Source organism: Pseudomonas sp. ACN5, from assembly GCF_002303975.1.
Taxonomy (GTDB): Bacteria; Pseudomonadota; Gammaproteobacteria; order Pseudomonadales; family Pseudomonadaceae; genus Aquipseudomonas; species Aquipseudomonas laurylsulfatiphila.
In genome coordinates, this window is sequence record NZ_MRCP01000001.1 from 614269 (window position 1) to 626595 (window position 12327).

A 12327-nucleotide genomic window follows, 5' to 3' on the forward strand; every position below is an offset into this window, starting at 1 on the left:
CCATGAGCATCACCCCGACCAGCGACTACCTGGAAACCCTCTACGAAGGCTACGGCCAGCGTTTTCGCATGGAAAAACTGCTGCACGAAGTGCGCACCGAACACCAGCACCTGGTGATCTTCGAGAACCCGCGCATGGGTCGCGTGATGGCGCTGGACGGCGTGATCCAGACCACCGAAGCCGACGAATTCATCTATCACGAAATGCTGACCCACGTACCGATCCTCGCCCACGGCACCGCCAAGCGCGTGCTGATCATCGGCGGCGGCGACGGCGGCATGTTGCGTGAAGTGGCCAAGCACCGCAGTGTCGAGCACATCACCATGGTCGAGATCGACGGCACCGTGGTCGACATGTGCAAGGAATTCCTGCCGAATCACTCCAAGGGTGCATTCGACGATCCACGCCTGAACCTGGTGATCGACGACGGCATGCGTTTCGTCGCCACCACCACTGAAAAGTTCGACGTGATCATTTCCGACTCCACTGACCCGATCGGGCCGGGCGAAGTGCTGTTCTCGGAAAACTTTTACCAGGCTTGCCACCGCTGCCTGAACGAAGGCGGCATCCTGGTGACCCAGAACGGCACGCCGTTCATGCAGATCGAAGAAGTGAAGACGACCGCCGGTCGCCTGCGCAGCCTGTTCCCGGACTGGCACTTCTACCAGGCCGCTGTGCCGACCTACATCGGCGGCTCGATGACCTTCGCCTGGGGTGCGACCGATGCCGCTTATCGCAAGTTGTCCCGCGAAACCCTGCAACAGCGTTTCACGGGCAGCGGCATCGTCACGCGCTACTACAATCCTGAAATCCACATCGGCGCGTTCGCCCTGCCGCAATACGTGTTGCAGGCAGTGAACAAGCCAAGCAACGACTGATTGGATGAAATGCAACACCTGTGGGAGTGGGCTTGCTCGCGAAAGCGGTGTATCAGTTAGCAATTCTGTCAACTGACACACCTTATTCGCGAGCAAGCCCGCTCACACATTGAATTGCGGCAGAACAGGCGGAACAATTAGCCAGCTAACAAGGTCGAGATAAAGGTAAGCCCATCCATGGGTTTTATCGAGGAGGCATCAATGCCAAAGTGGAAAATCACTTTCGTGGATGATCATGGCGAAACCGTTAACGAGGTCTTTGAGTGCGATGAGTGCCCGGACAACGAGCGTGCCGCCAAGCTCATCAAGTCCCGGCTTCTTCCTGTCGCTGCCGAACTGGATCTGAACGATCTGGAAGGGCGGACCGCCGATGCGAGCGTCAAAGAGCTCAAGTCCCAGAACAGCATTGAAATCCTCGGCATTACTCCAATCTGAACGACACCTGTCGCATTCACATCCAGGCCTTGGCAGAGGCTCTATCTTGAGGCTACTCTGCAAGCGAGATCAGCGAATGAATCGCTAAGGTCTGGTCTTGTCAGCTCCATGCTTGTTTCCCGCCGGCACATCGGTTGCCGTCGCTCGCGCTGTTCGGTTGCGGGTGAGGGAGTACGGAAAGTCTATCCATCGTTTTGAGGAGGACGTTTCATGAGCACAGCCTATCAAGAAGACATCAGCAGCAGCGTGCTACGCCGCATGAAAGAAGGCGGTTTTGACTTTTCGCGGTTTCATCCCATCGAGTTCTACGCCATTTTCCCGGACGAGGAGCGGGCACGCAGGGCGGCAGGTCATTTCCACCGTGGTGAATCTCTGGATGCGCAAGTCAGTGTGCGCGACGATGGCGCCTGGGCGCTGGAGTTGTGCAAAGTCATGTATGCCACCTACGACGACATCGGCGATTTCGAACAGGGTTTCGAAGCGGTGGTCGAGCCGTTGGGCGGCATCATCGAAGGCTGGGGTGTGAAACAGGAGGTACGAGGGCGACTCGCATAGGCTTATGAACAGTGACAACCGGTATTGACGGCTGACCTTCGGGTTGGCCGTTTTCATTTTGGTCTGTAGGAGCTGCCGAAGGCTGCGATCTTTTGATCTTGTTTCAAGAAGGCAAAAAAAAAACCGCCTGAGCAGGCGGCTAAAAGGGAAGTTCGGTGGGCTTTTCAGCGAATGCCTGGATTATCCGCACCTGTTACCGGGCAGTGAAATCAACTCTGGCTATGCTGGTGATAGGCGATAACCACGCCTTGCAATGAAGCGGGGGCGATCAGATTGGAGCATTTGCCGCACAGGAATGGTGCGGTACTTGCGCGTTGATTATCCAACTGATTGATATCAAAGCGTTTATGCCGCTGGCACGGGCCTTGCGAAGGTCTGGACGTCCGAGTGACAAGGAGTACGGCATGATCCGCACCTATTTTGATGAGATGTACGATGCCGGCGGCCAGGTCCGCCCGCATTATCGGGAGTTTGCCCGTTGGCTGGCCGAGACGCCTGACGAGCTTCTGGCACAACGGCGACGCGAGGCCGATCTGTTGTTTCATCGCGCCGGGATTACCTTCACGCTCTATGGGGACGAGCAGGGCACAGAGCGCCTGATTCCTTTCGACACCATCCCCCGCAGTATCCCCGCCAGTGAATGGCGGGTCGTCGAGCGCGGGTGCATCCAGCGGGTCAAGGCGTTGAACATGTTCCTCGCCGACCTGTATCACGAGCAACGCATCATCAAGGCCGGCATCATTCCGGCCGAGCAGGTGCTGGCCAACGAGCAGTACCAGTTGGCGATGCAGGGGCTGGACCTGCACCGCGATATCTACTCGCACATCTCAGGTGTCGACCTGGTGCGCGACGGTGACGGCACCTACTACGTGCTCGAAGACAATCTGCGCACACCGAGCGGCGTCAGCTACATGCTCGAAGACCGCAAGATGATGATGCGCCTGTTCCCCGAACTGTTCGCGGCGCAACGCATCGCGCCCATCGACCATTACCCGAACCTGTTGCTCGATACCCTGAAAAGCTCCAGCCCCATCGACAACCCTAGCGTGGTGGTGCTGACCCCCGGTCGCTTCAACAGCGCGTTCTTTGAGCATGCGTTTCTGGCGCGGGAAATGGGTGTGGAACTGGTGGAAGGCGCGGACCTGTTCGTGCGTGACGACAAGGTCTTCATGCGCACCACCGACGGGCCGAAAGCGGTCGACGTGATCTATCGTCGCCTCGACGACGCCTTCCTCGATCCGCTGGCCTTCAACCCGGAATCGATGCTCGGTGTGCCGGGGCTGCTGTCGTCCTACCGTTCCGGCAACGTGGTGTTGGCCAATGCCATCGGCACGGGGGTGGCAGACGACAAATCGGTGTATCCGTTCGTGACCGACATGATCCGTTTCTACCTCGATGAAGAACCGATCCTGAAGAACGTGCCGACCTGGCAGTGCCGAAATCCGTCTGAGCTGTCCCATGTGCTGGCCAATCTTCCAGAACTGGTGGTCAAGGAAACCCAAGGCTCCGGCGGTTACGGAATGCTGGTGGGGCCGGCCGCGACGGCGGCGGAAATCGAAGCCTTCCGCGCGCGCATCATCGCCAAGCCCCATGCCTATATCGCACAACCCACGCTGTCGCTGTCGACCTGTCCGACCTTTGTCGAAAACGGCATCGCGCCACGCCACATCGACTTGCGGCCGTTTGTCCTGTCGGGTCGCGAGACCCGGGTGGTGCCCGGCGGCTTGACCCGTGTCGCCCTGCGCGAAGGCTCCCTGGTGGTCAACTCCTCCCAGGGCGGCGGAACCAAGGACACCTGGGTGGTCGAGGATTAAAGGAAGCCTGCCATGTTAAGTAGAACTGCCTCGGATTTGTATTGGATGTCGCGTTACCTGGAGCGGGCGGAAAACCTCGCACGGATGCTCGACATCAGCTATTCGCTGTCGTTGATGCCGCAAGACGGCCGTGGCGACGGTTTGCACGAATTGGCCATGCCACTGTTGATCACCGGCACCCTGGACGATTACCTGGAACGCCATGGCGAACTGCATGCCGAACGGCTGCTGCATTTCTTCGCCCTGGATGCGGCCAACCCGGCGAGCATCTACAGCTGCCTCGGTGCCGCACGGGCCAGCGCCCATGCGGTGCGTGGGCGCATCACCGCCGACATGTGGGAAAACATCAATGCCACCTGGCTGGAGATTCGCGGCATCGCCGAACAGGGCCTCAGTCGCTACGGCATGAGCCGTTTCTGCGAGTGGATCAAGGAGCGTTCCCACCTGTTCCGGGGCGCGTCCTACGGCACCATCATGCGCAACGATGCGTTTCGCTTCATTCGTCTGGGGACCTTCATCGAGCGGGCGGACAACACCTTGCGCCTGCTCGATGCCCGCTACGAAATGGCCGGCGACCAGGCCGAAGCAGTCAGCGATGGCACCGCTCACGCGTATTACCAGTGGAGCGCGTTGTTGCGGGCGTTGTCATCGTTCGAGGCCTACACGGAAATCTACCGCGACGCCCCTGGCGCCCGGCATGTTGCCGAATTGCTGTTGCTGCGCGCCGATGTACCGCGTTCCCTGCGCGCCTGCACCGAAGAAATCGACCAGATCCTCGCACAATTGCCGGGGGCCAACGGTCGTCCTGCACAGCGCCTGGCGGCAGAAATGGATGCACGCCTGCGCTACACCGGCATCCATGAAATTCTCGAAGAAGGCCTGCACGCCTGGCTGACCGAGTTCATCCCGCTGGTGCGCCAGTTGGGTAACGCGATTCACAGTTCTTATCTGGAGGCGGCATGAGACTTTCCATTAGCCACGAGACCACCTATCACTACGAAGACAAGGTGCGGGCGAGCATCCAGTATCTGCGGCTGACGCCCCACGACAGCGAGCGCCAGCACGTGCTCAGCTGGGAGCTCGACCTGCCGCGTCCGGTGCGGGCGCAACTCGATCCGTTCGGCAATATTCTGCATGTGCTGACCATGGATGAGCCTCACGAGGCGATCATCATCGGTGCCCGCGGCCAGGTCGATATCGATGAGTGGCGTGAGGCCGAACACGAAAGCCAGTCGGCACTGCCGTTTCTGCGATTCACCCGTTTGACTGAAGCTGATGCCGCCCTGCGAGCGTTCGCGGAGAAGGCGTGCAAGCAACGCCGCGACCGCACGGCGTTGATCGATCTGATGCATGGACTCAACCAGCATATGACCTACACGCCCGGTTCCACGGAAGTGGACACCAGCGCGGCCCAGGCCTTTGCCGGACGCTCCGGCGTCTGTCAGGACCATACCCATGCGTTTCTTGCCTGCACCCGCAGCCTGGGCATTCCTGCACGTTATGTGTCGGGCTATCTGTACAGCGAAAGCAGCGAACACCTGGCCAGCCACGCCTGGGCCGAAGCCTGGCTGGATGACGCCTGGTACAGCTTCGACGTGACCAACGAACTGGCCCGGCCGGAGCGTCACCTGAAACTGGCCGTGGGCCTGGATTACCTGGATGCCTGCCCGGTACGCGGGATGCGCCGGGGCGGCGGGTGTGAGCAGATGCACGCGAAGGTGCTGGTCTCACCGACGCCCGCGCCGGTGATTTCAGTGCAACAACAGTAGAATCGGGGATACCGCTTCGCGAGCAAGCCCGCTCCCACAGGGGGAACGCATTCCAATGTGGGAGCGGGCTTGCTCGCGAAGACGCCGGTCCATGCAGCACAAGACTCAGGGCTTGATTTTGCGCCCGACCATATGCTGCAAATACCCCACCAGCATCCCCAGATCCCCATCCGGCAACACCTCGGCCGAGAACCCGGGCATCTTCGCCTGCGGCCACTGACGCAAACTCTGTGGATCGCGAATGTAGCGTTTGAGGAAGTCCGCGCCGAAATATTCGGTCGGGCTGTATGGAATATTCAGGTCCGGCCCGAACTGCGCATCCCCGGCACCATTGAGTCGATGGCACGCCAGGCAGTTCTTCTGGAACAACACAAAACCCTTGTTCACCGGATCATCCGCCTTCAAGGACGGATCGGGCAGCAGGGCAGGAAAACGCTCGGCCACGGGCGCCAGGCGCTTGATGCTCGCCACCTGGAACGGCCATTGCTCCGGGCTGATGTTACCGGCCTGCGGATCGGTCCAGACCAGGTAGAACGGCCCGGCACCCGGCTTGCCTTCCGATAGCGCTGGCCACGGTTTGGCCGGGTCTTCAATTGCCAGCCAGGCCCGCGCCCCTTGGGTATTGAGCAGCGGCGCCGCGGCCATTTCGGCGGCAAAGCCATCCAGGGCCACGGCTTGCAGGTGGTCGTCAGGCCTGATGCCGGTCAGCAGGGCGGACAGAGGTACGGCGCGGTAGCTCATGTCCCGTTTGTAGGAAACGTCGTTGCTGATGTTGAGGGTTTGCACCTGAGGATGCTTGAGCAATTCCTCCGTCTGCCAGGTGCGACTGTTCGCGCCCAGATCCAGATTCAGCTGTGCGGCATAAAGGGGCGAGCCGAACAGCAGGGCCCCGAGCAGAATGAGCATTTTCAAAGTGATCGCGGTCCATGTCGTGGAAGTGCCATGAAGGTTGGCACAGCCACGCTGGCCCGGGAAGCGGGCCAGTCACATTTTGATAGTGGCAATTCAAAAACTGTGACGCCGTATCTTTCAGACGCGACTAGCCGATGACCTTGGTCAGGTTTGGCAGTATCAACAACAGCGTGGTGGCAAAAAGGATGAGCCCGGCTTGACGTACTTTCGATTGTTTGAACATGGCTTGACCGCCTTTATTGTTATTTCCTGATGCCTGCCTGCATATCTCCATGTTGGCAGCGCGTTGCACTTCCTGTAATGACGAGCGCCTCGGCAAAACCCGACGACAACTTCGTACAAGTTCACCTTAGAGCCCGCGCCGCGCTTGGTTTAGATCCATTTCGTATGGTGAAGTTACGATTAGCTTTAAAAAAGGTATGAGGCCTATTGCCAGCTTCTTTGCCGCCCGTTGGCTAGACAGCTTGGTATCCTGAATCGGTTAATCCGATCGTTGACGACCGTCCGTCTGAGCGTGTGCGTCAACATCTATGAGCGCTGCGGTCATTGAATCAAACGCGACTCGGGCCAAGAGTGAGCGCTCTGCATTTACTCTCCTGCACTGCGGTTCGAGGACGTCATGACCCAAGCATTGATTTTCGACGCATTACGCACGCCCCGTGGCAAAGGCAAGGCCGACGGCGCCTTGCACAGTGTCAAGCCGGTGAACCTGGTGGCCGGTTTGCTCACTGCGCTGCAGCAGCGCACGGCGCTGGACACCAGCCAGGTCGATGACGTGGTGCTCGGCTGCGTGACGCCGATTGGCGATCAAGGTTCTGACATCGCCAAAACCGCCGCCCAGGTGGCCGATTGGGATGTCAGTGTGGCGGGGGTACAAATCAACCGTTTCTGCGCTTCGGGGCTGGAGGCGGTCAACCTCGGCGCAATGAAAGTGCGTTCCGGCTTCGAGGATCTGGTGGTGGTCGGTGGTGTCGAGTCGATGTCACGGGTGCCGATGGGCAGCGATGGCGGCGCCTGGGCGCTGGACCCGGCGACCAACCTGCACAGCCATTTCACGCCGCAAGGGGTGGGTGCCGACCTGATCGCCACCCTTGAAGGTTTCAGCCGTCAGGACGTCGATGCCTATGCCCTGCATTCCCAGCAGAAGGCAGCGCGGGCGCGGGCCGACGGTTCGTTCAACAAGTCGCTGGTGCCGGTGCAGGACCAGAACGGCATCATCCTGCTCGATCATGATGAGTTCATCCGCGCCGAATCGACCCTGGAAGGCCTGGGCAAGCTCAAGCCGAGTTTCGAGATGATGGGGCAGATGGGGTTCGATGCCACCGCGCTGCGGGTCTACAGCCATGTCGAACGGATCAATCATGTTCACACCCCCGGCAACAGCTCCGGGATTGTCGATGGTGCGGCGCTGATGCTCATCGGCTCCGAAGCCAAGGGCCGGGAGCTGGGGCTGCAGCCCCGGGCGCGGATTGTCGCCACGGCGGTCACCAGTACCGACCCGACCATCATGCTCACCGGCCCCGCGCCGGCGACCCGCAAGGCGTTGGCCAAGGCCGGGCTGCGGGTCGAAGACATCGACCTGTTCGAGGTCAACGAGGCGTTCGCTTCGGTGGTGTTGAAATTCATCAAGGACATGGCGATCGACCCGGACAAGGTCAATGTCAACGGCGGTTCCATCGCCATGGGCCACCCGCTGGGCGCCACCGGTTGCGCCATTCTCGGCACGCTGCTGGATGAACTGGAAGCCCGGCGCCTGCGTTATGGCCTCGCGACCCTGTGTGTCGGCGGCGGCATGGGCATTGCCACCATCATCGAACGCCTCTGAGCCCGGACTTCAAGGAACCCCGTTATGAGCGAAGCCATTCGTTATGAAAAAGACCAGGACCGCATTGTCGTCCTGACCATCGACCTGCCGGACCAGAGCGCCAACACCATGAACGCGGTGTACCGCGAGGCCATGGCCGACTGCGTCGCGCGCCTGGTGGGCGACAAGGACAACATCGCCGGTGTGATCATCACGTCGGCCAAGAAAACCTTCTTTGCCGGTGGCGACCTCAATGAATTGATCAAGGTCGGCAAGCCCGAAGCCAAAGCCTTCTACGACATGGTGCTGACCCTCAAGGGGCAGTTGCGCACCCTGGAAACCCTGGGCAAGCCGGTGGTTGCGGCGATCAACGGCGCGGCACTCGGCGGCGGCTGGGAAATCTGCCTGGCCTGCCATCATCGGGTGGCGCTGGATAATCCTGCGGTGCAACTCGGCCTGCCGGAAGTCACCCTCGGCCTGTTGCCGGGCGGTGGTGGCGTAGTGCGCATGGTGCGTATGCTCGGGATCGAAAAAGCCCTGCCGTACCTGCTGGAAGGCAAGAAGGTGCGGCCGCAACAGGCATTGCAGGCAGGCCTGATCGACGCCTTGGCGACCGACCGCGAAGATCTGTTGGTCAAGGCGCGGGCGTGGATTCTCGCCAACCCGGTGGCGGTCCAACGCTGGGATGTGAAGGGCTATCAGATTCCTGGCGGCACACCGTCAAGCCCGAAAGTCGCCCAGATGCTGGCGATTGCTCCGTCTATCCTGCGCAGCAAAACCCAGGGCACGATGCCCGCGCCGGAGAAAATCCTCTGCGCAGCGGTCGAGGGCGCGCAGGTGGATTTCGACACCGCGCACCTGATCGAAACCCGCTACTTCACCGAGCTGACCACCGGCCAGGTCTCGAAAAACCTGATCGGTACATTCTGGTTCCAGCTCAATGAAATCAACGCCGGCGGCTCGCGGCCTCAAGGATTTGCGCCTTATGTCACCCGCAAGGTCGGCGTGCTCGGCGCCGGGATGATGGGCGCCGGTATTGCGTTTGTCAGCGCGTCGGCGGGTATCGATGTGGTACTCAAGGACATCAATCTCGCCGCAGCCGAGAAGGGCAAGGCGCATTCGGCAGCGCTGCTGGACAAGAAAGTCGGCCGCGGACAAATGAGCATCGAGCAGCGTGACGCGGTGCTGGCGCGTATTCAAGCCAGCGAAAACGATGCTGACCTGGCCGGTTGCGACCTGATCATCGAGGCGGTGTTCGAGGATCGTGACCTGAAGGCCAAAGTCTCGTTGGCCGCGCAGAAGGTCGTCGGCGCGGACGCGGTGATCGCGTCCAACACCTCGACCTTGCCGATCAGCGGCCTGGCGTGCGCCGTGCCCGATCAGAGCAAATTCATCGGCCTGCATTTTTTCAGCCCCGTGGAAAAAATGCCGCTGGTGGAAATCATCAAGGGTGCCAACACCAGCGACGAAACCCTGGCCCGCGGATTCGATTACGTCCTGCAAATCAGGAAAACCCCGATTGTGGTCAACGACAGCCGCGGTTTCTTCACGTCGCGGGTGTTCGGCACCTTCACCAACGAAGGCATTGCCATGCTGGGCGAAGGTGTGAACGCGGCGATGATCGAGACTGAAGCACGCAAGGCCGGCATGCCTGTAGGACCGCTGGCGATCTCTGATGAAGTTTCCCTCAGCCTGATGAACCATATCCGCCTGCAAACGGACAAGGACCTGCAAGCAGAAGGCAAGCCGCTGACAGAACATCCTGCGTTTGCCGTCATCGACTTGCTGCTCAATGAGTTCAAGCGTCCGGGCAAGGCTGCCGGTGGAGGTTTCTACGAGTATCCGGTGGGCGGCCAGAAATACCTGTGGCCGGAGTTGAAAAAACGCTTCGAGAAAGTCGATGGGCAGATTTCGCCAGTGGATGTGCGTGATCGCCTGCTGTTCGTGCAAGCCATCGAAACCGTGCGTTGTGTGGAGGAGGGTGTGTTGACCTCGACGGCGGACGCCAACGTCGGCTCGATCTTCGGCATCGGTTTCGCCGCCTGGACCGGCGGTGCACTGCAGTTCATCAACCAGTACGGCGTACAGGACTTTGTCGCCCGCGCCCAGTACCTGGCCAAGCAATATGGCGAACGGTTCGCGCCGCCTGCACTGCTCCTGGAAAAAGCGGCGAAAGGGGAGACCTTCTAAGGGCGCGATGACACATTTCGGGGCTTGCCTTGTTACCGTGTTTCGAGGCAGGCTCTGGGGTGTGCATTATTCCCATCACGTGTCAGGTATTTTTTATGTCGTTACGCATCTGCATTCTGGAAACCGACCACCTGCGTCCGGAATTGGTTGACCAATATCAGGGCTACGGGCAGATGTTCAAACACCTGTTTTCGCAGCAGCCGATTGCCGCCGAGTTCACCGTCTACAACGTGGTGCAGGGTGAGTACCCAAGCGACGACCTGACATTCGACGCTTACCTGGTGACGGGCAGCAAGGCCGATTCCTTCGGCACCGACCCGTGGATCGAAACCCTCAAGAAGTACCTGCTGACCCGCTACGAGCGTGGCGACAAGTTGCTCGGCGTCTGCTTCGGTCATCAGTTGCTGGCATTGCTGCTCGGTGGCAAGAGCGAACGTGCGACCCAGGGTTGGGGTGTCGGCACCCACAACTACAAACTGGCCGCCAAGGCCCCGTGGATGAGTCCTGTACGCGAGGAACTGACGCTGCTGATCAGCCACCAGGATCAGGTCACGTCGCTGCCGGAGAACGCCACAGTCATCGCCTCCAGCGATTTCTGCCCCTATGCTGCCTACCACATCAACGATCAGGTGCTGTGCTTCCAGGGGCATCCGGAATTCATCCACGACTACTCCCGCGCCTTGCTGGAGATTCGTCAGGATGCGCTGGGCCAGCAGATTTACTCCAAAGGCATTGCGAGCCTGGAGCAGGAGCACCACGGCACCACGGTTGCCGAATGGATGATGCGGTTTGTCGCGCACAAACCGGCAGCTGTTTAAAACCTGAATGCTTCGCGAGCAAGCCCGCTCCCACATTGAAATGCGATCAACATGTGGGAGCGGGCTTGCTCGCGAAGGTCGTGAACGATAGCGCGTTGAACCAGGGAGACAGCGGCGCCTCTGGCTTTTTCGCGAGCGAGCTCGCTCCTACAACCAGCCCGATTTCTTGAAACTCGTCCACAACCCCACGCAGCCCACCGTAATAAACCCCAGCACCCCGAAATAGCCGTAGTGCCAGCTCAACTCCGGCATGTTCTGGAAGTTCATCCCGTAAATCCCCGCCACCGCCGTCGGAAAGGCCAGAATCGCCGCCCAGGCCGCAAACTTGCGTTGCACCACGCTCTGGCGAGAGGCCTCCAGCAGCACCCCGACCTCAATCGTCTGGCTGGCAATATCCGCCAGGGTCGTGAGGTCTTCCATCTGCCGCGTTACATGGATCTGCACATCGCGAAAGTACGGACGCATGTTCTTGTCGATGAACGGGAAGCTCAGCTTTTGCAGTTCCTCGCCAATCTCCACCATCGGCGCCGCGTAACGACGCAGGCGCAAGACATCCCGGCGCAAGCCATGAAGTTTCTGAATGTCATGCTCATTCAGCGCACTGCAAAGTACGTTGTGTTCCAGCTCATCGATTTCAGCATGGATGGCTTCACCCATTGGCTGGTAGTTTTCGATGACGAAGTCGAGGATGGCGTAAAGTACGAAATCTTCTCCGTGCTCCAGCAGAATGGGACGTGCCTCACAGCGCTGTCGGACATAGGCGTAGGAAGCCGAATGGCCGTTGCGTGCGGTAATGATGTAACCCTTGCCCGCAAAGATATGTGTTTCGATGAACTCGAGTTTGCCTTCATTACGAATCGGCGAGTAGGTAACGATGAACAGCGCATCGCCGAAGGTTTCCAGCTTCGGCCGGCTGTGTTTTTCCAGGGCGTCTTCAATGGCCAGCTCGTGCAGGTTGAACTGGCGTTGCAGGTTGTAGAGCTCCTCGGCGTTCGGCTCCTCGAGGCCGATCCAGACAAAGTGCCCGGGCTTTGCCGCCCAGGCTGCGCCTTCGTCGAGGGTGATATTGGTGACTTTCTTACCGGCGCTATAAACCGCAGCAGCAACAACTCTACCCATGATGGTGCTTCACTTCTTCTTGGCAGCTTTCAA

11 protein-coding genes are annotated in these 12327 nt (G+C 59.9%); 9 read left to right on the top strand and 2 right to left on the bottom strand.

Annotation, left to right across the window (positions count from 1 at the left end; translation table 11 throughout):
* The first annotated feature begins 2 nt into the window (after positions 1 to 2).
* The 6 genes from speE (at position 3) to BSF40_RS03010 (ending at position 5451) form a co-directional block, all read left to right on the top strand.
* Positions 3 to 878, top strand: coding sequence for a polyamine aminopropyltransferase (speE, locus tag BSF40_RS02985; RefSeq protein WP_095964031.1), 876 nt, complete (start codon positions 3 to 5; stop codon positions 876 to 878).
* 201 nt (positions 879 to 1079) lie between these two features.
* Complete coding sequence (locus tag BSF40_RS02990) at positions 1080 to 1313, top strand: hypothetical protein (RefSeq protein WP_095964032.1); 234 nt, start codon at positions 1080 to 1082, stop codon at positions 1311 to 1313.
* A gap of 210 nt (positions 1314 to 1523) precedes the next feature.
* Positions 1524 to 1868, top strand: a complete 345-nt coding sequence (locus BSF40_RS02995) for a ribonuclease E inhibitor RraB (RefSeq protein WP_007971898.1) — start codon at positions 1524 to 1526, stop codon at positions 1866 to 1868.
* A gap of 404 nt (positions 1869 to 2272) precedes the next feature.
* A complete protein-coding gene (locus BSF40_RS03000) occupies positions 2273 to 3682 on the top strand; it encodes a circularly permuted type 2 ATP-grasp protein (RefSeq protein ID WP_007971899.1) in 1410 nt (469 codons plus the stop codon).
* 12 nt (positions 3683 to 3694) lie between these two features.
* Positions 3695 to 4645, top strand: a complete 951-nt coding sequence (locus tag BSF40_RS03005; protein WP_007971901.1) for an alpha-E domain-containing protein — start codon at positions 3695 to 3697, stop codon at positions 4643 to 4645.
* Positions 4642 to 5451, top strand: a complete 810-nt coding sequence (locus BSF40_RS03010; RefSeq protein ID WP_095964033.1) for a transglutaminase family protein — start codon at positions 4642 to 4644, stop codon at positions 5449 to 5451. The genes BSF40_RS03005 and BSF40_RS03010 overlap by 4 nt, the downstream gene beginning before the upstream one ends.
* A gap of 105 nt (positions 5452 to 5556) precedes the next feature.
* Here the strand turns inward: BSF40_RS03010 and BSF40_RS03015 are convergent, their stop codons facing one another.
* Positions 5557 to 6357, bottom strand: coding sequence for a cytochrome c (locus BSF40_RS03015; RefSeq protein WP_095964034.1), 801 nt, complete (start codon positions 6355 to 6357; stop codon positions 5557 to 5559).
* Between the two features lie 625 nt (positions 6358 to 6982).
* Between BSF40_RS03015 and BSF40_RS03020 the strand changes: the two genes are divergently transcribed.
* From BSF40_RS03020 to BSF40_RS03030, 3 genes are all read left to right on the top strand, one after another.
* Positions 6983 to 8188: an acetyl-CoA C-acetyltransferase gene (locus tag BSF40_RS03020; protein WP_015096094.1), complete on the top strand. Its 1206-nt coding sequence runs from the start codon at positions 6983 to 6985 to the stop codon at positions 8186 to 8188.
* A 24-nt stretch (positions 8189 to 8212) separates the two neighbouring features.
* Positions 8213 to 10357: a 3-hydroxyacyl-CoA dehydrogenase NAD-binding domain-containing protein gene (locus BSF40_RS03025; RefSeq protein WP_095964035.1), complete on the top strand. Its 2145-nt coding sequence runs from the start codon at positions 8213 to 8215 to the stop codon at positions 10355 to 10357.
* 95 nt (positions 10358 to 10452) lie between these two features.
* Positions 10453 to 11175 (top strand): amidotransferase, encoded by a 723-nt coding sequence (locus BSF40_RS03030; RefSeq protein WP_007971914.1) that lies wholly within the window; start codon positions 10453 to 10455, stop codon positions 11173 to 11175.
* A 147-nt stretch (positions 11176 to 11322) separates the two neighbouring features.
* On the opposite strand, the gene BSF40_RS03035 is transcribed toward BSF40_RS03030, so the two are convergent.
* Positions 11323 to 12294: a magnesium and cobalt transport protein CorA gene (locus BSF40_RS03035; protein WP_095964036.1), complete on the bottom strand. Its 972-nt coding sequence runs from the start codon at positions 12292 to 12294 to the stop codon at positions 11323 to 11325.
* Positions 12295 to 12327: the final 33 nt, after the last annotated feature.